The sequence below is a fragment of the Acinetobacter sp. YH12040 genome (assembly GCF_013420005.1).
GTDB lineage: Bacteria > Pseudomonadota > Gammaproteobacteria > Pseudomonadales > Moraxellaceae > Acinetobacter > Acinetobacter amyesii.
The window spans coordinates 104730-125331 of sequence record NZ_VOZB01000003.1 but is presented as its reverse complement, the minus strand read 5'-3'; the positions used below and the strand labels follow the sequence as shown (position 1 = coordinate 125331).

24 protein-coding genes and 1 pseudogene are annotated in these 20602 nt (G+C 36.7%); 15 read left to right on the top strand and 10 right to left on the bottom strand.

All coding sequences use genetic code 11. The features are described 5' to 3' along the window. Window positions 1-6 precede the first annotated feature (6 nt). Genes tssA through FTT99_RS03905 form a run of 5 tightly spaced genes read left to right on the top strand, consistent with a single transcriptional unit; the run spans window position 7 to window position 4957 of the window. Complete coding sequence (gene tssA, locus FTT99_RS03925; protein WP_111885477.1) at window positions 7-1137, top strand: type VI secretion system protein TssA; 1131 nt, start codon at window positions 7-9, stop codon at window positions 1135-1137. A 5-nt stretch (window positions 1138-1142) separates the two neighbouring features. Continuing rightward, on the top strand, window positions 1143-2507 hold the full coding sequence (tssK, locus tag FTT99_RS03920) for a type VI secretion system baseplate subunit TssK (protein ID WP_111885478.1): 1365 nt from the start codon (window positions 1143-1145) through the stop codon (window positions 2505-2507). Between the two features lie 9 nt (window positions 2508-2516). After that, on the top strand, window positions 2517-3320 hold the full coding sequence (gene icmH, locus FTT99_RS03915) for a type IVB secretion system protein IcmH/DotU (protein ID WP_078190778.1): 804 nt from the start codon (window positions 2517-2519) through the stop codon (window positions 3318-3320). 12 nt (window positions 3321-3332) lie between these two features. Continuing rightward, on the top strand, window positions 3333-4004 hold the full coding sequence (locus tag FTT99_RS03910; RefSeq protein ID WP_180102271.1) for a hypothetical protein: 672 nt from the start codon (window positions 3333-3335) through the stop codon (window positions 4002-4004). Next, window positions 4001-4957 (top strand): M15 family metallopeptidase, encoded by a 957-nt coding sequence (locus FTT99_RS03905; protein ID WP_078193371.1) that lies wholly within the window; start codon window positions 4001-4003, stop codon window positions 4955-4957. Before FTT99_RS03910 ends, FTT99_RS03905 begins: the two co-directional genes overlap by 4 nt. Before the next feature lie 43 nt (window positions 4958-5000). Here the strand turns inward: FTT99_RS03905 and FTT99_RS03900 are convergent, their stop codons facing one another. The 5 genes and pseudogenes from FTT99_RS03900 to FTT99_RS03880 form a co-directional block, all read right to left on the bottom strand. Continuing rightward, window positions 5001-5762 carry an alpha/beta fold hydrolase gene (locus FTT99_RS03900; protein ID WP_180131929.1) on the bottom strand — a complete coding sequence of 254 codons (762 nt, stop codon included), beginning with the start codon at window positions 5760-5762 and terminating at the stop codon, window positions 5001-5003. 176 nt (window positions 5763-5938) lie between these two features. Continuing rightward, window positions 5939-6624, bottom strand: a pseudogene (locus tag FTT99_RS03895) (MBL fold metallo-hydrolase); the annotation flags it as partial. Between the two features lie 219 nt (window positions 6625-6843). Next, window positions 6844-7038, bottom strand: coding sequence for a hypothetical protein (locus tag FTT99_RS03890; RefSeq protein ID WP_180035250.1), 195 nt, complete (start codon window positions 7036-7038; stop codon window positions 6844-6846). A 74-nt stretch (window positions 7039-7112) separates the two neighbouring features. Beyond that, window positions 7113-7868, bottom strand: coding sequence for a zeta toxin (locus tag FTT99_RS03885; RefSeq protein ID WP_228157210.1), 756 nt, complete (start codon window positions 7866-7868; stop codon window positions 7113-7115). Between the two features lie 3 nt (window positions 7869-7871). Beyond that, a complete protein-coding gene (locus tag FTT99_RS03880) occupies window positions 7872-8132 on the bottom strand; it encodes a hypothetical protein (RefSeq protein ID WP_180005523.1) in 261 nt (86 codons plus the stop codon). 167 nt (window positions 8133-8299) lie between these two features. Here FTT99_RS03880 and FTT99_RS03875 point away from each other — a divergent pair, with 167 nt between their 5' ends. Continuing rightward, window positions 8300-8491: a hypothetical protein gene (locus FTT99_RS03875; protein ID WP_180023739.1), complete on the top strand. Its 192-nt coding sequence runs from the start codon at window positions 8300-8302 to the stop codon at window positions 8489-8491. 224 nt (window positions 8492-8715) lie between these two features. On the opposite strand, the gene FTT99_RS03870 is transcribed toward FTT99_RS03875, so the two are convergent. Further along, entirely contained in the window at window positions 8716-9108 is a 393-nt protein-coding gene (locus FTT99_RS03870; protein ID WP_257229306.1) for a hypothetical protein, read from the bottom strand. Between the two features lie 3 nt (window positions 9109-9111). Next, window positions 9112-9480, bottom strand: a complete 369-nt coding sequence (locus tag FTT99_RS03865) for a hypothetical protein (protein WP_180132033.1) — start codon at window positions 9478-9480, stop codon at window positions 9112-9114. Between the two features lie 226 nt (window positions 9481-9706). On the opposite strand from FTT99_RS03865, the gene FTT99_RS03860 reads away from it, so the two are divergent. The 4 genes from FTT99_RS03860 (at window position 9707) to accC (ending at window position 12866) form a co-directional block, all read left to right on the top strand. Continuing rightward, window positions 9707-9877 (top strand): hypothetical protein, encoded by a 171-nt coding sequence (locus tag FTT99_RS03860; RefSeq protein WP_180132032.1) that lies wholly within the window; start codon window positions 9707-9709, stop codon window positions 9875-9877. Window positions 9878-10599: 722 nt separating this feature from the next. Then, entirely contained in the window at window positions 10600-11055 is a 456-nt protein-coding gene (gene aroQ / locus FTT99_RS03855; protein ID WP_078190789.1) for a type II 3-dehydroquinate dehydratase, read from the top strand. 15 nt (window positions 11056-11070) lie between these two features. Continuing rightward, entirely contained in the window at window positions 11071-11487 is a 417-nt protein-coding gene (gene accB, locus FTT99_RS03850; RefSeq protein WP_078190790.1) for an acetyl-CoA carboxylase biotin carboxyl carrier protein, read from the top strand. A gap of 17 nt (window positions 11488-11504) precedes the next feature. Further along, window positions 11505-12866, top strand: coding sequence for an acetyl-CoA carboxylase biotin carboxylase subunit (gene accC, locus FTT99_RS03845; protein ID WP_111885487.1), 1362 nt, complete (start codon window positions 11505-11507; stop codon window positions 12864-12866). 70 nt (window positions 12867-12936) lie between these two features. On the opposite strand, the gene FTT99_RS03840 is transcribed toward accC, so the two are convergent. Beyond that, window positions 12937-13419 (bottom strand): hypothetical protein, encoded by a 483-nt coding sequence (locus tag FTT99_RS03840; RefSeq protein WP_078190792.1) that lies wholly within the window; start codon window positions 13417-13419, stop codon window positions 12937-12939. A 251-nt stretch (window positions 13420-13670) separates the two neighbouring features. Here FTT99_RS03840 and FTT99_RS03835 point away from each other — a divergent pair, with 251 nt between their 5' ends. Next, on the top strand, window positions 13671-15101 hold the full coding sequence (locus tag FTT99_RS03835; protein ID WP_180132031.1) for a GGDEF domain-containing protein: 1431 nt from the start codon (window positions 13671-13673) through the stop codon (window positions 15099-15101). A 24-nt stretch (window positions 15102-15125) separates the two neighbouring features. Here the strand turns inward: FTT99_RS03835 and FTT99_RS03830 are convergent, their stop codons facing one another. Next, complete coding sequence (locus FTT99_RS03830) at window positions 15126-16286, bottom strand: MFS transporter (protein ID WP_180132030.1); 1161 nt, start codon at window positions 16284-16286, stop codon at window positions 15126-15128. A gap of 252 nt (window positions 16287-16538) precedes the next feature. Next, complete coding sequence (locus FTT99_RS03825) at window positions 16539-17936, bottom strand: iron-containing redox enzyme family protein (protein WP_180132029.1); 1398 nt, start codon at window positions 17934-17936, stop codon at window positions 16539-16541. A 248-nt stretch (window positions 17937-18184) separates the two neighbouring features. Here FTT99_RS03825 and FTT99_RS03820 point away from each other — a divergent pair, with 248 nt between their 5' ends. The 4 genes from FTT99_RS03820 to FTT99_RS03805 all read left to right on the top strand — a co-directional run bounded on the left by FTT99_RS03820 (window position 18185) and on the right by FTT99_RS03805 (window position 20486). Further along, window positions 18185-18658, top strand: a complete 474-nt coding sequence (locus tag FTT99_RS03820) for a CinA family protein (RefSeq protein WP_180161247.1) — start codon at window positions 18185-18187, stop codon at window positions 18656-18658. A 189-nt stretch (window positions 18659-18847) separates the two neighbouring features. After that, complete coding sequence (locus FTT99_RS03815; protein ID WP_180161245.1) at window positions 18848-19366, top strand: hypothetical protein; 519 nt, start codon at window positions 18848-18850, stop codon at window positions 19364-19366. Between the two features lie 84 nt (window positions 19367-19450). Continuing rightward, the gene (locus FTT99_RS03810) at window positions 19451-19747 is read left to right on the top strand and encodes a hypothetical protein (protein ID WP_078193446.1); all 297 of its coding nucleotides are present in this window, start codon (window positions 19451-19453) and stop codon (window positions 19745-19747) included. Between the two features lie 43 nt (window positions 19748-19790). Beyond that, the gene (locus FTT99_RS03805) at window positions 19791-20486 is read left to right on the top strand and encodes a DUF421 domain-containing protein (RefSeq protein ID WP_078193447.1); all 696 of its coding nucleotides are present in this window, start codon (window positions 19791-19793) and stop codon (window positions 20484-20486) included. Window positions 20487-20602: the final 116 nt, after the last annotated feature.

The following is a 20602-nucleotide window of genomic DNA, read 5'->3' as shown; positions in this document are numbered from 1 at the left end:
TAGAATATGAGTTTAGAGCTCGACGCTTTATTGCAACCGATTACGGATGATTTACCTTGCGGTAGTGATTTTTCATTTTCAAATGATTTTCATGCAATTAAAAAAGCTAAAACACAAGATGACCCGCTCTTGGATCAAGGCGACTGGATCGCAGAACCAAAACAGGCAGATTGGGGCTTTGTGCACCAAAAATCGTCAGATCTACTTCGCGAACATACAAAAGATATTCGCTTATATGGTTGGTTGCTTGAAGCGTGGACTCACATTCATGGTTTCGAAGGGATTGCCAAAGGGATTGAACTTACACAAAAAAGTTTGCAAGACTTTTGGCTACAACTTCATCCTGAAATTGAAGATGATGACCTTGATCAACGTCTAGGTTTATTACAAGGGATAATTAATCAAATCCCAACATTAATTAAATCAGTTTCAATTGTTCATGGCGCGGTAGCTTATTCCCTATCCGACTATGATCGACTACTTCATGTTCAAAACCAAAGACGTAAATCCAACCATGAAGATGATGATCAAGAAGAGTCTTTTAATGGTATGGAACAGTTTGAACATGCCTTGTTCAATACGTCAAAATCAATTCAATACCAGTATTACCAACAGTTTTTAGATATTTTAAACCATTGGGAAAACTTAAAAACGACTCTTGATGATTTGATGGGTTTAGATGCGCCAAGCTTTGCTGGCATTGACTCTCAAATCGAAATGATTCACTTGAGCTTAAAAAAAATCTATAAAGCAGATGCTTTTATCAATTCATCGAGCGCTGAACAGGTTCAATCAAATTCTCCAATTGAAAGCCAAACACTTTCCACTGTAACTTCCGTGCAGAATGATATGCAAATAATACAACAACAGCATACACAGCAATTTAAACCTCAAGTGCAAAATCATCTTGAAAACCGTGAACAAGCCATGAAAGTCTTGCAAGATATTGCGGACTATTTCCAAGTGAATGAGCCGCATAGCCCTGTCAGTTATATGCTGCAAAAAACCATTAAATGGTCACAAATGCCACTGCATGAATGGTTAACTCATGTGATTAAGGATGAAAACCCTCTTGAAGCTGTACAAGAAATGTTAGGTGTTCAGCAACAAAGTAATGAATCGAATAGCGACTGGTAAAAACAATGTTTAAAGCAGAAAAAATTTTATGGGGTGAAGGATTATTTTTACGCCCGCAACACTTTCAATTACAAGATGCTTATCATGAACAGCGTTTAAACCATACGGTTCGCGCAACAATACCGTTCGCTTATGGTATTCAAAGTTTAATTTTTGATGAATCGCAACTCAGTACCAACACATTAGCTTTGAATAAAGTCGAAATGATTTGGCAAGATGGTGAGATTTATCAAGCACCTGCACAAGACTTATTACCTGAGCCTGTACTACTTGATTCATTAAATTTACGCGGTGAAATGCAAATTTATTTAGCATTACCGATTGTTCAACCGAATAAACGAAACGTCAATTTTGAAGAAAATACCCAATCGAGTCGCTATCATTCACATTTGACTGAAACTCATGATTTGTTTACAGATGCGACGGCTGCTGAAATCACTTTATTACGCCGCCGTGCAGAGTTTAAAATCTTTGAATTAGGCCAAGAACCACAGCACAATCTTGATGGTTTTCTTTACATGCCTATAGGCCGCATCAAGCGCCAAAGTTCAGGTAATTTTGTTTTAGATTATCAATTTATCCCACCAATATTACATATTAGTTCGTGTGATTCACTGATTACTGGGCTTAAACGAACGCTCAATATTATCAAAGCTAAAATTAAAACTATTCAATCGAATAATCGTGAAAACGAACAAAAGTTAATTGAATTCCGTTCTGGTGATATCGTTTCATTTTGGTTGGTTAATGCGCTGAATACTGCACATGCGACCTTAAATCATTTATTGCAATATCCACTGATTCATCCTGAACGTTTGTATTTTGAATTATTGCGTCTGACAGGTTCTTTACTCACCTTCTCTACAGCTTATGAAGTAGATCAACTCCCACAGTATCAACATCATAATTTGCAAGAAAGTTTTGCTCAATTAGATGTGATTTTACGTGAGTTGCTCGATACGATTATTTCAAATCGATATATCAGTATTAACTTGAAAGAAACCCGTCAATCCTACTGGGTGGGCAGTCTTGAAAGTGACAAAATTACTCGCGATTCGCGCCTGTATTTAGCTGTTTCAAGTAGTGTGATGCCTACACATGACATTATTTCTTATGTACCACTGCGCTTTAAAGTCGGTAATACCGTTGATGTTGAACAGCGTGTCATGGCAGCATTACCTGCTGTTCCATTGCAACATATGATGCAAGTGCCAACAGCAATTCCAGTTCGTTCAGGTGTGAGTTATTTTGAAATTGAGCCAAATAATGATTTGTATCAGCGTATGCTTGATTCTGAATCGATCTGCGTTTACATACCAGCTGGCTTCCAAGATATCTCGATTGAACTTATTGCAGTGATGAATGGTTAAGGAGCAATCATGAATATTTCAAATAATGCCCCTTCACTTTTTGACGACGGTCAAATTGGATTAGGCTCTTCAAAACCAAGTGCTGAACCGAAAATCAACAGTTCAACCAATTTAGTTGATCTACTGCATGATGGTTTTTACATCGTATTCTTACTCAAAAATCAATATGTTCCATCCAGCCCTGAAAGTTTCAGGACAAAAATTATGGATCTATTAAACCGATTTGAAAGCCAAGCCCGTAAGCTTCAATTCAGCAATGAAGATATCACGGACGCAAAATATGCCTATTGCGCTTTATTAGATGAAACCATTGTCACCCAACAAGATGCACGTTTTTTTGATTTACAAAACAATTGGATGATGAATCCACTGCAATTAAGTCTTTTTGGTTCACAGCTAGCAGGTTATCGTTTTTTTGAAAATTTAGAGCAAATTCGTTCTAAGAATAAAGATCGCTTAGCAGCACTTGAAGTTTATCATTACTGCATGCTCCTTGGTTTTCATGGTAAATACCGACTTGAATCGATTGAAATGCTCAATTCACTCGTTGCACGTGTCGGTGATGAAATTGATTATATGAAAGGTAAAAAGGCGTTTTCGCCTTTCGCGGCACTGCCGGATCAAATTAAAAACATTATTCACCGTGAATTACCATTTTTTTGGATCATTATCTTTTGGGCATTGTTTGCTGTATTAGCATTTGGTGGACTGAAATATATGTTATCCAGTCAAAATAATCAGGCGTTATCACAATATCAAAATGTCATAACTGCACCATCGGAACAGGCTTATATCACCATTCATTTACCATAAGACTTAGACACCATGGCAAACGAAAAATCGAATAACGTTAGAATTTTACAGTCGACTCAAAAGAATAATTTACCGCCTTTAGCTCATGCTGCGATTGGCTTTCTTGTTGGTGCAGCGGTCATTATTGTTGCTGGCCTGGGATATTTTTATCTAAGTTCTGACGATCAGCCTGCAAATACAGAAATGACTACTTCTGCCCCAACTGAAGATAAAGCTGAAACTGAAGCAACCACTGCACCCCGTCAAAGTGAAAATGAGCAATCTTCAGCTGAAAAAGCACTGCAAAGCGTTCATGCTATGGACGAAAAAGATCAGGATAATGGTTTATATTCGAATGATTTAGCTACTGCTTTCAATCATGGCAATACGGCTAAAGTGACTCAGCCTGTTCAAGCTGTAGCGAATAACCGTTCGCCTTTTGAAATTACCCAACCGCAGCGCCCTGTTGTAGCTGCTACAACAACCGTTAAACAACATATTCCAACTACATTAGTAAAACCAAAAGCTGCGCCAACAACAGCTAAGGTGACCAAACCTACAGAGCCTTCTACGAAAGCAGCAAAAGAAGAAGAATACTTTGAAGAACCGATGGGTGGAACGCAAATTTCTGAAACCAAACGTCCGAAAGTGGTTGCTGCAACAAACACTGCTAATGCGACTGTGAGCGCTACAGTTTCCCCATGATCATCTTTTTGGTTAGTTGTTTCTTTGTCTTAGCACTGGTGACAGTGCTTTGTTTTTCTTATGAACTCAGAGTTAAAGTTCAGGATTTTTTCTTTCAAATCATTCCACAAAGTAAAAAAAGAATTCAGCACGCCAAAAATTTTGCTTATGAACTGAACTATGCAGCAGCACCACAACAAATTCAATCACACTGGCATTTACAACAATGGTGGATTTTATTTGCAGGCTTCTTACTGTTTGCCAGTATTTTATTATTTGCTTTTACTCGCCCGATTACTGCAAGTAAAGTGGAAGCTGATTATTTGCGTAAAGTCGACCCACAAATTTACGCCATGCTTGATGGACAGGTTTTAGATGCGCCTCCTGAGGTTGAAGAATATCTTGTTCAAGAAGCGATCGCTGAAGAAGCAGCAATGATTGAGCAGCCATCTGTTATGGCCTCAAGTTTCAATCCAGAAGTTCAAGATATACATACGCATTCATATTCTACAGATGTGCCTTCAGCAGATCGTAAATGGCATAAAATGAACCCTCGTTATAAGCAGCGCTTATTAATGGTATTTAAAATTATGCGTGAACAGCATGGTTATGAAATGGTTTTGCTTGAAGGTTATCGTAGTCCTGAACGTCAAAATAATTTAGCCACCAATAAAAATACCACTCGTGCCCGTGGTTTCCAAAGTTATCATCAGTTTGGTTTAGCAGCTGATGTCGCCTTTAAACGCAATGGCAAAGTGGTCATTACTGAACGAGACCCTTGGGCTATGCGTGGTTATCAACTTTATGGTCAAGCCGCTGAGTCTGTCGGTTTAACATGGGGTGGACGCTGGAAATCTATTCAAGATTATGGTCATACTGAATATCGTATGCCAGGCCTGAAAAAAACTGCAGAGATGGCCGCACTACTGACCTCTGAAGGTCAGCTTCAAGCCAATAATATTTCGATTGAGTAATTTCGATGTTGTGCCTGCAAAATATAATTGAAGGCACACCGTATTAATTTAAATAATTTTGTATTTGCTCTAAAACGTCAGTTGTTTTTTCTGCATGTAACCAATGGCCTGCACCTTCTATTTCTACAATTTTCGCATGTGGAAATTGTTGTTCTATCGCATTGATATGTTCTGCTTTTGAAATATAAGGTGACTGTCCACCTTTGAGGTACAATGCAGGCTGTTGCCAAATATTTCCGATATTTTCCCAACCAATAATTTGGTCATACTGTTTATACAACGCATCTACATTAAACAACCATTGTCCTTTACTAAACGATTTGAGTAGAAACTGTATCACCATATCTGTATGAATATACTCACGCATAATTTCAACCGCTTGTTGTCTAGATTGAATTTGCGCATTTTGTACAGCGATCAAAGCTTTAAATATTTCATCATGATGACGTTCTTGATATGCAAAGGGCGCGATATCCAATACAACAAGTTGCTCTACCCGCTCTGAAATTAAAGCCAATTGCATTGCGACCTTGCCACCCATGGAATGGCCAATCACTGAAAACTTATCGATGCCAATCGCATCTAATGTTTCGAGTACATCGTTTGCCATCTCACGATAATTCATTTCTGTACTTTGAGGTGATTTACCATGGTTTCGTAAATCAAGCTGAATGACAGAATATGAATTTTGAAAAGCTCTGGCAAGCATCCCTAAGTTACTGAGGCTTCCAAATAAACCGTGAATAAAGACAAGTGGGTGTGTTTCGCCTTCTAATTTTTGATGATATTCGTAATTTAGGATCATTTTTGAATACTTTGCTATGTTGATATTATGATGCCTAGTTGAATGAATGAAATCAAATGACAGTTAAAACTTATTAATATTACTTAGGCTATTTGTAGGTAGCAAATATTTAATTTGCTTAGGCTATTTTATAAAATGAAATAGCCAACCGCATTCGACCTAAAGGTTCTTTGTCTTTAATTTGCAGATTTAAAGTAATTAAAAGGAATTTTTAAATAACGGATACCATTCCCTTCTGGTTGTGGAAATTTACCTGCATCCATATTGATTTGTATTGCAGGTAAAATCAGTTTTGGCATAGCCAAATTTGCGTCACGCTGAGTTCGCATTGTGACAAAATCTTCTTTTTTCGTACCAACGTGGATATGAATATTCTGCTGTTTTTGCGCATGCACACTGCTTTCGCAGCAGTATTTTGACCGGTTTTCTGGTAAATAGTCATGACATAAAAACACGCGCATTTTCAAGTGCTAACTGATAAATCTTTTGTACAGAGTCGAATAATACTGCCGCACTGCCCTTGGGAAAATCACAATGTGCTGTGCCCAAAATCATGCATAAATAAACTATCAAAGACAAACACAGTATCATCAACAACCACATAGCTCAGACAAGCAGGTGTATGTTCAGGCGTTGAATTGTTATACGCATTTAATGCACCGATTTTAAATGCCTCATGATCTGCAAATAAATAATCAAAAGACTGATGTGAATTAAAATATTTCACATCAAAATTATAAATGGCGCTGAATGTTTCCTGCACAATCTTGATGTTATGGCTCATCGCAATTTTACCACCAAGAACTTGTTTTAAATATTGAGATGCGGTTAAGTGATCTGCGTGCACATGCGTTTCTAAAATCTATTATATACTTAGGCTATTTTATTGAAGTAACCAACTGCCACCAGTCTAAATATTCATTCTGACATGCCTTTCCTGATTGAAAAATTTAACGTTTCAAGAGTGTTTGATTAGTTTTATTTAGAATTAATTTATAAACTTGAAAAATCACAAAATATATCCTCGGAGATTTTTCAATAAAGGCTGTTTATTATGAAGTTAATTGAAATAATAAATAATTTATAGATCAATACTAATATCGCTGAGTGCATCGCTCACCCACGTTAAAGCATCTGAGCCCAATTCTATAATATTCGAACCAATTTCAGCTAAGTCAGTCAAATCTACAGAAGACAACGGATCAGATGATGTACTATTTTTTTGCTGTTCTTGTTCAACTTGCGGCTCAATGGCTTGATCAAGATGAGTTTGCATGTTGTTGTAATTTATAGTCGTTATTTTGCATAGGTTCATCCTGTTATTTTGTTTTATATTATATTCAGTTGATATTAATTTGGCTCAAACTCTTTAAGCACCTTATCTACAAACCACCACGGTAAACGCTGAATACCTGAATTCATCTTTAAAATTTCAGCTTGTTCAATTTCCGCAATGAAAGAAGCATGCTGTCCATCGGCAGAGTTATCAAATAAATAACTACGATCCGTTGCTTCTACCGCCTGCATTAACAAATCCATACTTCGATAATAACGTTCGCGAATTTTTTGTTCTGGCACTCCGTGTCCACCCGTTTTCACTCGGTACTGAACACGTGAAATATTGATAACAGGATCAATAGTGGAAACATAATACAGATAGGTTTTAAAGCCTTTTCTTTTTGCTTCGCGTAGAAACTCCACCTTTGAAATATGGGACATCACCGTTTCAAAGGTAAAACTAATTTTTAGTTCTAAAAACTGCAAACGAATGTAATCGATAATTCTTGCACAAAGATATGAGTCAATCTGATCTGGATGAAACTCAATTTTCCACGGATCTAATATCTGAGGTTTACGTGCTAATAGCGGAATAAATTCTCCATCAGCGGGACGCTTTTTCGTATATAGAAAGTCAATTAGTGCTTCGGATTTTAAAGCGGGATGGTAATCCAACAAATTGAGCCGGTGTGAATGTTTCAGTTGAGCTTCGAGTTCATCCGCATTTAAATATGCCCCAATATGATGGGGCAATAAATATTCTTTAACTGTGCTTTTACCTGAACCATTTGGACCCGCGAACATTCTAATGCGAGGTTGTGGAGGCATGTATTAAACAATTTCCTCTATTTTCTTTTTTCGTTTTAAAATTTTTGGTAGATCATCCACTTGTACAAAGTCGGCTGAAACATCTTTTAATTGTACTTCTTGACCATTTTGTAGACGTTGAACCAGTTGTAGACCTTTTACATAAACCACAGTGGATGACGCACTTGCTTGTTCAAAAGCATGGCGAAATGCATGGATAGCAAGGCTCGGGATCATATCGTCCTCATATTGGCTTGCTTTCATTACTGAAGTATAAGCTGTCATGTAAACAACTCCTCAAACATCAAAAATAATGTGTTCAATTATCTTATCATACTTGCAATATTTGTCTATTTATCCATCAGTCATACCGAGAGTGAAATGATAAAATACAAAGTGATTTAATCATTTGATTGTATTCCTCGAACCAAACTGCACATATGAGTCAATGTATGGGGATGCCACATCATGAAAAATTTAAATTTTATCCAAATTCGATTTATAATCTGATTAAGCATTTAATTTTTCACAAAAAAATAGCCACTTATTCAGTGGCCAAAAGAGAACGACATCAACAAGTTGATGTATTAGGACTGACCTATGCAACAGGACCAGGGATGTTTGTTGCATATAAATCGTTCTAACTTGATCATAATAATGTGATGGACTTATCATTTTAAGCATATTTCATATCATTTCCTGACAATCTGCATTTTCAATTTCTAATATTATTAGAAACTGTACCTATAGTGAATAATGCTGTAATAATTTTGAAATATTAGACCATTTCGAATTATGAAAAATAGAACAAAATGAAAAAAAGTTAGACTAGAGCCCAAAAGCTTTAGAAGAGAAATTTAAACCTAGATTATTTTGTAGGACTCGAACAAAATGCACTTTCGTTTAAGCCAGATGACTGCATACTCTGTTGCTGTTGTTGTAAATAATGCTGTGAAGCCACTCGCATTAGATTGGCCATTTCAAGAGCTGAGTTTTGCTGAGATATTTCTAAAATCTGTCGATATGCATTCAATCTTAAACAAAATGCTTGAGTTTGCTGCTGACCCGTTGCAGTAGATGCAGGATCATCCAAAATAGCTTTGGTTGAATTAATTTGCTCAGTATATGCTTGTATCTGAGCATTATATTCGGCTTGAGTCAGTTGTGGCGTAACCGTTTCTTTCACATTTGCATATAATAAAGAAGCAGTAAACACTGAGAAAATAAAGACATAAAGTTTATACATCAATGGAGAATGCATAAATTAAGCCTCATCACCTTCTTTCCAGACATCTTCATAATCATCAGCATCGATCATAAAACGATAGCCTACATCCAAAGCTAAATACGGTAGCACTTCAGGCACGATATCTTGCAGTTTACGCACAGTCATTGTTTCAAAGTTATCTGCGCCTTCAAGCTCACCACCATAAATATACCAACTGACATTTTCATCACCTTCTGCAGGCTTACGAATACCAACTATTGGATCTTTATTTAAGGTATGGACAGCCACAGCAATTACATCATCGCCCTGCACTTCTACATATGCAGAACCCACTTCTTCACATAAAAGTTTTTGTTCTGCAATCAGTTCTGCCAAAGGTGATGAATTTTGCGTATGTTTTGCCATGTTTGTTCTCAGGCCATATAGATTTCGGGCATTCTACCGTGAATTACACGTATATAGATAAATTTTTTCCGTGGGAAAGCATTCGAGCCTTGTTTTATCAATTCATTTATAGAAAAAGACTCAATGCGGTAGATTCCACCTAAAGGTATAAACAAGAAGAAAGGAAACTTATTCAACACATATACCGTTCAAACACAGAAATAGACGAATAAAAAATAGAATCAGCATGCAAACAGCAAGCTTCTTTACCACCACAGATTTAACTTTTGCCAATACCAGTACAAATTTGGACAAATGCCCAATTTTCCAAACTTACATGATTTATGAAAGAAATCGTCAATGCCTTGCACGCTTCATACTTTCAAAACACTTACTAGAAAATACACAGGATGGTTAATACGCTTATATATAGGTCTATAAAGTATGACTTAGCTAGGCAATAAATGTTCATCATATCTAAAGCTGCCTACTTATAAGGAAATGCTCCCACAGAATATTTAATTCGCTAAGGCAAACAAAATATCTAGCTTGAGCCCTATCATCTATGAAAAACATTTCATTGGCCTAGAAATATGCTGTATCAATCATAAAAAAAGTAACTATCTTTTAATTTTTATATACTTAGCACACAAACCTGATTTATTCTTTCAAATAACTCGATTGAAAACTGAGAACAATTTAGATTCCTTTACGCGTGAAATAAGTTAAACCTTAGAATTTTTTAAGTCGCTGTATAAATACCATCTTTACGACTATGCATGCGTAGGCTGTTCAACTGACGATCTATAAGACAAATGTACAAGCCATCTCACCTTTCAAATCATTTGTACTGGTTATTGCTACACGAATGCACCACGATAAAGCAAGTTTACACAAAAGATATCAACAGTTTTAGCCAATTGGGTTTAAAATGATGTCCGACAATATAATGATAAAAATGTAATTTTTTAACATTGCCAATTCTCTGCAAAGTTCGCATTATATAGCCCATTCTCGGCACATGCTTTTCACGTCAATTCAAAGAAATTATAAAAAAAATGTGGAATTTTATGCCATAATGAGCAAACTTTGCAGGTATCTTGCAAAGTAAATTTGCAACTTTTTATTGGAGCAGGCTGAATGAGCTCGACCATTTTGGTCATTCATGGACCGAATCTCAACTTACTGGGAAAACGTGAACCCGAAGTTTATGGCTATCTAACACTCGAAGATATCAACCAAAAACTGATTTCACAGGCTCAAAACGCTTCCATTTCTCTCGACACTTTCCAAAGTAATTGGGAAGGCGCTGTCGTCGACCGAATTCATCAAGCGCAACAAGAAGGCGTTCAATTCATCATTATTAATCCAGCAGCCCTAACACATACTTCGGTTGCTGTGCGTGATGCCCTTCTAGGTGTAGCCATTCCGTTTATCGAAGTACATCTATCAAATGTCCACGCTCGCGAAGCATTTAGACATCACTCCTATCTATCTGATAAAGCCGTTGGCGTTATTTGTGGTTTAGGTGCAAAAGGTTATGCCGCAGCACTAGACTTCGCCATCGAAAAAATTCAACCAACTTCTCAATCTTAATTAGGAATACTGTTCATGGATATCCGTAAAATCAAGAAACTCATCGATTTGATGATTGAATCTGACTTACAGGCGATTGAAGTTAAAGAAGGCGATCAATCGATTGCTCTAACTCGTCGCAATCCAGTAGTTGCTGCCGCTGCGCCTGCTATGGCTGCTCCTGCCGCTGCGCCTGCTGCACCTCGTTCACCACGTGGTGCTGTTGAGCCTTCTCCTATGGTTGGTGTGTTCTATGCTGCGCCAAATCCAGGTGAAGCACCATTTGTGAAAGTTGGTCAAACTGTATCCGCTGGTGAAACACTCGGTATCATCGAAGCAATGAAAATCATGAACCCAATTGAAGCAACTCAAAGCGGTGTAATTGAAGAAATTTTGGTTAAAAATGGCGAAGTGATCCAATTCGGTCAACCATTATTCCGCTATCGCGCTTAAGACCACGGGGAATCACAATGTTGCAAAAAGTTTTAATTGCAAACCGTGGTGAGATTGCGCTCCGCATCACCCGCGCTTGCAAAACTTTAGGAATTAAAACCGTAGGGATTTATTCCGATGCCGACAAAGACCTAATGCACTTACGCTTCTGTGACGAAGCAGTGTGTATTGGACCAGGTGCCAGCAGCGAAAGTTATCTCAATATCCCTGCCATTATTACAGCGGCTGAAATCACCGGTGCAGATGCCATCCATCCAGGTTATGGTTTCTTATCTGAAAACGCTGAGTTTGCTGAAATTGTAGAAAACTCAGGTTTTATCTTTATCGGTCCGCGTCCTGAACACATTCGCTTAATGGGGAACAAAGTTTCTGCCATTATTGCGATGAAAAAAGCCGGCGTACCGACTGTTCCGGGTTGTGACCATGCTGTAACGATTCACAATGCATTGGCAGAAGCCAAAGAAATTGGCTTTCCATTGATTGTAAAAGCTGCCTCAGGTGGTGGTGGTCGTGGTATGCGTATCGTTGAACGTGTAGACACGCTACTCGAATCTGTACAAGCTGCTCAACGTGATGCGGAAATGTGGTTTGGTGACGACACCGTTTATATGGAACGTTTCCTTCAAAAGCCACGCCATGTCGAAGTGCAAGTTCTTGCAGATGGTAATGGCCATGCGATTCACCTTTATGATCGTGACTGTTCATTGCAACGTCGTCATCAAAAAGTACTTGAAGAAGCTCCTGCACCGGGTCTACCTGAAGAAGCACGTGCGCATATTCTTGAAGCATGTGTAAATGCTTGTAAATTGATGCAATATCGTGGTGCGGGTACATTCGAGTTCTTATTTGAAGAAGGTGAATTCTTCTTTATTGAAATGAATACTCGTGTGCAAGTAGAACATCCTGTTACTGAGCAAGTGACTGGCGTAGATATTATCGAGCAACAATTACGCATTGCTGCTGGCTTAGGTTTGGATCTTCAACAAGAAGATATTCAACTTAAAGGTCATGCGATTGAATGTCGTATTAATGCAGAAGATCCATCTACATTTATGCCTTCACCGGGCAAAATCGATCATTTCTATGCACCGGGCGGCGCAGGTATCCGACTAGATTCTCATATCTATCAAGGATATAGCATCCCGCCATACTATGATTCAATGATTGCAAAACTCATTGCGCATGGTAAGGATCGTGAAACCTCTATTGCGCGCATGAAACAAGCTTTAGAAGAGATTATCTTAACTGGCGTGAAAACCAATATTCCGCTACATAAAGATTTGATTCTTCAAGATAAAAATTTCTGCGAACAAGCTATGGATATTCACTATCTTGAAAAGCATTTATTGAAGAAAGTCGAAGGACATGAAGATAAATAAATCTTCAGCGTCAAAAAAACCACTCAAATGAGTGGTTTTTTATTTTCATAAGAAAGATCTATAGTCATGCTTAAGGCAAAACTCGACGCAATGTCGCAAAACACTGCTGAGCCTGATCATTGGCACAGAAATTAATAACCGATGGACTTTTCCACTTTACAAAGTACTGTGAAATTTCGCCGGTTTGATCTTGAATATTGCCCGAACAATCCATCTGATTATTGTCATATTTCACTTGTAAAATCAGTGCTGGAATTTGCACATTCGGATCTTGCGCAGGTTGATAGTCATATACTCCAGATGACCACTCTTCACCGCTTTTGATCACAACATCATTATTGCTCTTAAAATTATAATATTCAACGCACTTTTTATTGGTCGGAATTTCCATACCCCATAAGCCGACCAATTCAGAACGTGTTGTCACCCTAAAGCTATTCACCGCTTCAACTTGATTTTTAGCCTCTGAATTTTGAGTTGTATTCTTATTATCTGCCGCCATCACCAACGATGAACTCAACATGAGTAAAACTGTAAGATATGCTATTTTCATACATTTAATCAGTCATATAAATCATGCTCTTAAAGTAACACATTTTTTTACAAATCCGCGGTTTATCACATTTTCATAACAATCATTTTTCCTATTTATCCAAAAAATCAATCTCGGTTAACGAAACTACAAATCAGCTAAATGCCAAACAAATCACACTATTTACAATAAAATAATATAAAATCTTTTTTATCGTTTAATATACGAAAAAAACGAATTCTCCCATATTTAACCTAGGCTTACATAAGCTAATGAAACTGCATTCGAATAGTCTTGCTCCGCTTAATGCACGCCACAGCATGGCTTTTGTCATAGTCGCTGCAGTTATTCTTTGCTGCTGCTTAATCGGTATTTTCACCCGCCCATTAAGCTATTTAGCGATTTTTTGGCCTGCGAATGCAGTATTGTTAGCAATATTCTTAAGGTTCCCTAAACTGAGTAATCTGGGAGGATGGTTAGGTGCATTTACCGGTTATATGCTCGCAGATTTAGTGACGGGCAATTATTTCCAACTCACTTTATTTCTCACTTTTTCAAATTTAACCAACAGCATGGTATCGCTATTTTTTATGCGATATTTTCAGGTGAACTATCAAAACTATAATAAAGGTTTCACCTTTCTGACCATGATTGTCATCATCGCTTGTGGTGGATGCCTTGCAGGTGCTCTTTTTGCTATTTTCACTGTGCCTTATATCCCCAACACGTTTATGTCGACCGATAGATTATCGATTGATTTTGGTATGTGGTGGATTACTGAAATATTAAATGCGCTGATTATATTACCGCTTATTCTGTCTTTTCCTAAACTGGCCGATCTTAAACTTTATTTCAAAGATCGACGTCATCAAAGCTTTCAGATCAATAAAATATTTCCGGCAATTGCAGTTATCTTCTGTGTATTTTTAACAGCTGTTTCTGCAGGTCCAGGGGCAATTCTCTACCCTTTAGCGGCTCTAATTTGGGCAGCATTAACCTATCGCTTATTTACCTTATCCCTAATTAATGCCGTGGTAATTTTAGCGACCTATTACAATTTAAATGCGTTCTACTTACACGATTCTTCATTAGCCTATTTATCGACAGCAATTTCAGTTCGTATTGGCCTAGCCATGCTGATTCTCTCGCCGTTGATTCTTTGTATTATTAGCCGAAATCGGCACGAACTATATAAAGAGGTTTTATACCTTGCAAATCATGATAGTTTAACGCATGCGATGAATCGTCGATATTTTTTCGAGCAAGGTGAGCTTTACCTACAAAACCAAATTCAGCTTAACTTTTCCATTATCATGATGGATATTGATCATTTTAAAAAATTAAATGATCAATATGGGCATTATGTCGGTGACCAAGTTTTACAAGAATTTTCGAGTATTGTGCGTAAGAATTTACGTGAAACTGATTTATTTGCACGAATTGGGGGAGAAGAGTTTAGTGTATTACTCACGAACATTGCTGCAACTGAATCTCAAGGTATTGCTGAACGCATCCGAAAAGTCTTTGAAACTACACCTATCATCATTGATGAACAAAATACGATTTATATTACGGTGAGTATTGGTCTGATTCATCAGTCTTTGCCCAATGCTCCAAGTTTGCAAAGTATGATAAATCAAGCCGATCAGGCCTTATATCAAGCCAAAGAGCTCGGCCGTAATCAGGTGATTTTAGTTCATTGAGATTTATCAAAATACTGAATTGTTTTAAGTTGGCTTTTGGATCGTTTTAGGCAAGCCCACGACCAAAAACATGGCAGGTATAACCGCCAGTCCTGCGATCATAAAAATAACGGGTCCCGAAAGCATGTCCCAATATCGACCTGCTAAAATACTGCCACTCGCAACACCTAAGCCCCACATGGTACTGTATAGCGCTTGACCACGCCCTTGTTGACTTGCGGTAAAATTTTGAAAAATGATTCGCATAGCGATTAAGTGGAATAATCCAAAACTAAAGGCATGAATCGTTTGCGCAGCAAATTGAGTGATAAACACCGTCGGATATAAGCCTACAATCAACCATCGCATCCCTGTTAGCCCCAAACAAATGAGCACTAAGTTACGCCAAGAATATCGATTAAAAAAGACATTGGCATAGGCAAACATAATGATTTCCGCAATGACTCCGACAGACCATAAAAAACCGATTTGGCTCGTCGAAAAATCAGCCTGCATAAGGTAATTGCTATAAAAACTATAAAACGGTGCATGCGAAAAGAGCAGAAAAAATTCAATGATAAAAAAACTCGCTACAGCTGGTCGTTTTAAGATAGGCCAAAGTGGTTCAAGTTTTTTCTGTGAAGATGGTGCAGTAGCGGGCTCTTTAATCGTAAATGACCAAATAAATGCGAGAAATGCAATGCATAACAACATGATAGGTAGCATTGAAACAGGTATTATTTCTAGCAAAGCCCCTATTCCAAATACCCCAACAATGAAGCCAACTGATCCCCATTTTCTGACTTTTCCATAAAGTTCTGCACGCCGCTCAGCTAACCAAAATAAAGTTACTCCTTCAAACTGAGCCAATATAGCATTTTGAAAGAAACTAAAAACCAGCATGAGTAATGCAACAGACTGAAAACTGTTGGGAATTATAAAAATCAGAAACCAAATACAGGCTTCCATCCATGTTGCTATTCGGACTAAAAGCATGCGCTTGCCGGATTTATCTGCAATCCAACCCCAAATAAACGGTGCAAAAAAACGTGTGACAATTGCAATCGAAGATAAAATACCTATTTCTTGATAATTAAACCCTTGATCCTCTAGATACAAACTCCAATACGGCATAAATGTACCCACTATTGAATAATAGAAAAAGTAGAATCCACCTAGTTTTGTTTGGATTGGAATTGATTGCATTTGGTTATATTCACTTGTATTTTCAAACACTTAAATAAGTTAATGGTTATATAAGATTGCACTCATTTGGCTGTATTTGTAGCTCAACAGTCTACAAATGAGTCTACAAATTGCAAAAAAATATTTTTTGTAGACTGCTTTAAAAACTCATTAATTTTCACTATTTTATCACTGTTTTTCGCATAAAAGAAAAACCGCCCGAAGGCGGTTATTTTTGACGATGAAAGTTATAAATCTTTTGGAGTATTTATTTTATTGGCGGGCTAGAGATGGAAATAAACTCTCTACGATACGCTGGGTACTCCATAAACCAATTTCTTGATGATGCATATGAGGTGCTAAATACTTTAAAAGTTTGTTGATCTTATATCCTGTATTCGTACTTCCATCAAATTGTTTCTTAAGCTCAGCCATTTCATGGTTGGCTAAATAATTAAATGAATTGGTCTCTAGGAAGTTTTTCACAAACTCATTATTCACTTGATTTTGCTTAGGATCTATAGATTTACCAGCAATCCAATCATAAATAAAAGTTTTTTCAACAGCATTAAACACTCCAAACATTTTACCATCTTCGTCGTGAATCATCTGCCAAAATCTACTCTCTTCAGGTGGTCGATTCAATTTTATCCAGCCCATACGTACAAGCTCAAAAATAAACTCTTCAACACTATCATCTTCAGACAGCCATTCATTCGTTGTTTTATTATTAAACATGCACTTATTGCTATGCATGTGTTTACCAACGATCGCCTTTTTCTTAAATATTTCTAGGACCATTTTTTCGGTGCTTAAATTTTTAATTATCTGAACTGAACTCATTCCTTTATTATTTAGGAGATAGCCGATTTTGAGTTTACGAATGAACTCTTCTTTAGATCTGTACCTTGTAGAAAGTTTTTTAATGGCATTGGTCGCAAGCTGCGCATGCCCATTATCAAAATTATCTATCGTGATATGAACATTAAAATAGTGTGCATCAATTCCAAGTTCTTTTAACTCGTAATTGCTAATTAGCAAATGTAAAGGAAGTTGTTCATAGCCTAAATTAAAACCTGCTATCTCTGGTATAAACTCTGAAGGTGCATATGCAAGCGCAAGCTGTATTGCTGCCTGATGGTAATAGGCATCAGATAAGTTTAAAGATAGTTGATTCAAACCATGTGCCAGTAGTAGGTTGTCGTACATTCTCACGTGATTGGCTTTTTCTGAACCGAGACCAAGTTCCTCTAAATATATCTGAATAAAATCTCTAAATACTGGATCATTCCAATACTGAGTAAAGCTATATAGCCATGAACCATCCACTTTTTTTGTGGGTGCAACCTTGTATAAAAACTCATAAGCTTTACTAACTGATGAAAAATACTCTCTTCCTCCACCTTGCTTTCTTCTATCTAGGTATTCTTTATAATATTCACACTGTGTACGGTTATTATGATGAATCCAATCGATAAGATGGTCTATCTCATTTGGCATCTCATCAATGTGTTCGAGAGTTATAATTTCATTCTCTAAAACCTTAAATGCCTTTAATTCTTTGGCAGAATTAGGTATTGAAGCATCTAAGAAGAACTCAACAATTTCGAAATATTTCTGATGATCTTTGGTTATTAAATTTAAGATTCTTTCTTTTACTGCTGTAGGCATTATAATTCTCACGCGGTAAATGATTCTTCTTAACCATAGTTCAGAAAATAAGTAGTATTTGTTAATTTTTTTTAATAAAATTTAACGCAATGTAATATTTTAAAAATTTTAATATATAAAACACACCTTTAGCATAATTTTTTAACAAGTTTTTAAAAAGTAACATTTTTTTGATGTGACTTAATTCACATATTCATATTTAAATATCAATTATGATTATAATATAAAATATTCCTAGGATAATTTATATGAAATCAATTTTTGACTTTATTTCTAAAAAATCCCTATCAATAACGCTATTTGAAAGTGCGAGTGCAGGTTATTTAGCATATAGAATTTCACAGGATAAAAACTCTGGGATACTTCTTGATGGCTCTGTTGTAAGTTATGACTTACTATTCAAGAAGCGTATTTTAAATATAAAACAATCACTTATAAACAAATATACAGCGGAATCCCAAGAAGTCACCACACAAATGATAGTGAATGGTAAAAAACTTTTTAAATCAGATATTTATATATCTTGCACTGGGCTTTTAAAGCGTGGAGGATCTGAAAACAAATATAAACCAGTAGGTACTTTTTTCTATTGCATGTTCTTTAAAAAAAAATACTATAACTTCAGAATTAAAACTAAAGGAAAACCTAATACAAAATTAAATACTCTATATAAAGCTATTCTAAAATCACTCTCAAAAATATTAAAAAAATATTATTGTTAGCTTCATGTAATTAAAAATTATTTATTTATCCATATAAAACAGCACCAAATACATAATCTTTAAACACAATGAAACCTAATACAGATTATGTAACATCTTAAATATTTAAATTTATAATATTCATGTTACTAATAAATGATCTACTGTAATTGAGTAGATTATCTAATTAATCTTTGAAGGAACAGTATTATGTCTATTTATAACCAAGATCAAGAGAACAACAACACTCAAAAGCCGCTGCATCAACAAAATCAGCAATCTGATCAACAGCGTCAGCAAAATGGTCAGCAACAACAGCAGCAACCCCAACATCAACAAAATCAACAATCTGATCAGCAGCGCCAGCAGAATGGTCAGCAACAACAGCAGCAACCCCAACATCAACAAAATCAACAATCTGATCAGCAGCGCCAGCAGAATGGTCAGCAACAACAGCAGCAACCCCAACATCAACAAAACCAGCAGTCTGATCAACAACGTCAGCAAAATGGTCAGCAACAACAGCAGCAACCCCAACATCAACAAAACCAACAGTCTGATCAACAACGTCAGCAGAATGATCAGCAACAACAGCAGCAACCCCAACATCAACAAAATCAACAATCTGATCAGCAGCGCCAGCAGAATGGTCAGCAACAGCAGCAGCAACCCCAACAAAATCAGCAATCTGATCAACAGCGTCAGCAGAATGATCAGCAAGACCAATAGTCAAAGTAACAACATTAATTTTTATTTGCAGAAGTAGCTCAGGGATCACTACTTTTGCAATTTATTAAATAATTTATCGGAGTTATTACTATGAACGACCATCAAAATGAACATCCAATACATCATGACTGGCGCACGGATTACTCCAATAGACCGTACTATGGGGATCTGCAACGCGAAGTGCCAGATATAGATTATGACCGTGATCTAAGGTCAGCTTATGAGCTTGGTGAGCGCGAACGTCATTTATACGGTGAAAATGCGCGTTTCGAAGATTCTGAGCCGGATTTACAAACCAAATGGGAAGAGTTTAAAGCAGATTCTCGCTTGAAATGGGAACATGCTAAGCATGCGATTAAGGATGCTTGGGATAAAATTTAACCCTGTATGTATGTAAAACTAGAATTAATAAATTGTATCAAATATGGACTTCATAAAAATAATTCTGCATGACACCTCTTTTAACTTTGCATTGGAAATTATTTTCCGATGCATCATTATGTTTATCTTAATTATTATTTTTTTAAGATTTTCAGGGAAAAGAGGTGTCAGGCAACTTTCAGTATTTGAGTTAGCAATTATCTTAAGTTTGGGTTCTGCAGCTGGCGATCCCATGTTTAATGATGATATCCCCATCATTCAAGCACTCATTGTGTTTGCAGTCATTATTCTTCTATATAGATTAACTACTTACCTCATCATGAAATCAGATTCATTTGAAACCATGTTAGAAGGTAGGCCAATGTATATCGTCAAAGATGGCTTATTGATTGTTGAAGATATCAAACAGGAAAAGTATTCATATGACGAATTTTTTGCTGAGTTAAGGCAAAACAAAATAGAACACTTAGGGCAAGTCAAATCAGCCTTACTTGAAACAGATGGGTGTCTAAGTGTAATCCCTTATGCCAAGGATAATATTAAATGGGGACTACCAATTTTTCCTGATCACTACCAAAAAGCACAGCGTTTTGATTCCAAAAAATACTATTCGTGCATGCTGTGTGGTCAAACACAATTTATTAGTTCTCTAAATGCTCAGTGCCCCCGCTGCAAATGTGACCGCTGGGCTGAATCTGCTTTTTATTGTGAAAGTAGCTCCAATCAACCATCAGATTGAACATAAAATAGACAATTTTTTACTCTAATTTTGCCAAGCATCTTTATTGTCTATATTAGCTTTATGCAATAGCAAAACCTTATCTAGCACATGTACTAAATAACATCAGACAAAGG